Origin of the sequence: Cetobacterium sp. (assembly GCF_051653945.1) — a bacterium.
In the GTDB taxonomy this organism is placed as follows: domain Bacteria; phylum Fusobacteriota; class Fusobacteriia; order Fusobacteriales; family Fusobacteriaceae; genus Cetobacterium_A.
Genome location: NZ_JBOFXD010000058.1, coordinates 1 through 2,104, shown reverse-complemented (window position 1 = coordinate 2,104; position 2,104 = coordinate 1). Strand labels below are relative to the sequence as shown.

Here is a 2,104-nt window from a genome sequence, read left to right as displayed (position 1 = left end):
ACAATCTCTTTTACTGCCATATACTTATCTTCTAAATTTTGTAGTACATCTACTTTAGCCAGTTGGTTTATATTAAGCTCTTGAAAATCAATATCATCTTCTTTAGAGAAACCATCAAATTTAAATTCAAACTTCTTACCCTTAGTTTTATTTTGCAATTTAATTAATGCAACTTCTACATTAGTTTTTCTTTCAGCATCTTTAAAACAGTTCCCAAGATATTCTATATCAGCATTATTGCTCTCTAATATATCCATTAGAAGTTTTCTCTCTTTTGTACAAGGATTTCTTATACTCTCAGCATTTAAAAGACATCTTATGTATGTTCCCTCCTCTGATATTTCCCAAGCTTTAAGTAAATGCTTAACTCCATTATCAAATGGTGGATTCATCAGAATTAAATCGAAGATATGATCTGGCTTATATTTTAGAAAATCATCTCCTAATATTGGATATTTCTTTTCTCGCAATATACTTTGTAATTCTGGACTCTTTTCAATACAAAATATTTTAGCTGATTTTTGATTTATAACACTAAGTAAATCACCTTTTCCTGCACTTGGTTCTAATATGTTCATACCCATTAAATTAAGTCCTGACACCATCTTTAATCCTATTTCATATGGTGTAGGATAGAAATTCTTACCAAACATTATTTATCCTCTCCTATCTCTATAAAGAATGAATTTCTTTTATTTTCATATTTTTTCATCTCATACAAAAATTCATCACAAGCCTTCTGATAATTAGTTTCAAGTATTAAGAATATATCTTGTGCTATTCCATACTCTGGGTCTGTCTCTAAATATTCTCTACAACATCTATACTTACTTGTAGGTGGATTTAATGCTAATACTTGAAATGTTCTTAGAGGTGGTTTATATAGTCTTGCTCTAATCTTTTTCTTTGTTGTAGTTATTCTCATGGCTATTTTCTTTTCAGTTGCAAATCCTCTTTGTTCTGTATCTCCTTCTAGTAAGAAATCTCTCTTATATACTTCTAAAGCTTTCTTAAACGATTCAAACTCTTGGATTGTGTATTCTGACATTTTAAATTTCTTACTACATTTTGATTTATTTGCTACTTCTCTATGTAAATAGTATTTCATAATTTCCTCCTAAATTAAAAGAGGTCATCCCTAGGGACGACCTCTTGTCTAATTTCTCTATTTAGTTAATTTCACTTTCTATAGCAACATTTTTGCCACTAAAAGCCATTCCTATTTTTATTACTTTTGATACTCCATTATTTTTCATAGATATATCATATTTTTTCTCATTTATTTGAACCAAAGCTTCCCTCGCTTTATCTTCAATGGAGTTTTTATCACCTATTTTAAACTCAAATATTAATCCATAGTTGTTATTATCTTTAGGTTCTAGTGCTATATCATATCTACCATAACCACTTTCTCTATTAGAAGTGATTATATACTTATCACCTAGTGTTAAAAGAACTCCTAGCATAAAGTGATGATAGTATTTCTCACTATCTCCAGTATCATGATAACTCACTGCTGACATATACATTTTTTTAAATTTGTTTATAAATGAATTTAAATTTCCTAAAAATAAATCTTCCATCATAGTTCCATAAAAGTGGACATCTCCTTTTGTATATGTCTCTATGAAACTTTGTCTAAAGAAACTTTTAATCTCTTGATTAGGTATTTTTAATGAATATGATTTAAGTCCAGTTATTGGAGATATTCTCATTTTCTCATATGTTAAGTATCCTGAGAATAGCATTAAAGACCAAACAGTATTCGTATTATTTAAATCATCAAATATTATATTTTCTGAAATCGTTTCCCAGATTGATTCTCCCTTGAATATTAACTCCAACTCTTCAAATACTTTTTTATCATTTTTAGCCAATAGCTGTTTTATTAGAGCATTATCACTGGTATTTATCCAGTAGGGATTAAGTTCTTTATTGTTAATGCAATTTATAATAGACCAAGGATTATACACTAGCTTATCTCCAAACCTATAACCGTTGTACCATTTTTTAATTTCCTCTAGTTCATAATCTAGCTCATAGTATTTTAAAGCTTGTTCTACTTCATTTTCAGTTAATCCAAAATAATTAAAATTATTATCTA

General features: G+C 28.2%; 3 protein-coding genes. All 3 read right to left on the bottom strand.

Annotation, left to right across the window (positions count from 1 at the left end; translation table 11 throughout):
* Positions 1-653 (bottom strand): hypothetical protein (locus tag ACRC8M_RS06530; protein WP_438528395.1); only part of this gene is annotated, 653 nt, incomplete at its 3' end.
* A complete protein-coding gene (locus tag ACRC8M_RS06525) occupies positions 653-1,108 on the bottom strand; it encodes a hypothetical protein (protein WP_438528394.1) in 456 nt (151 codons plus the stop codon). The genes ACRC8M_RS06525 and ACRC8M_RS06530, both read right to left, overlap by 1 nt.
* 61 nt (positions 1,109-1,169) lie before the next feature.
* Positions 1,170-2,104: PD-(D/E)XK nuclease domain-containing protein (locus tag ACRC8M_RS06520; RefSeq protein WP_438528393.1), on the bottom strand; the 935-nt coding region annotated here is incomplete at its 5' end.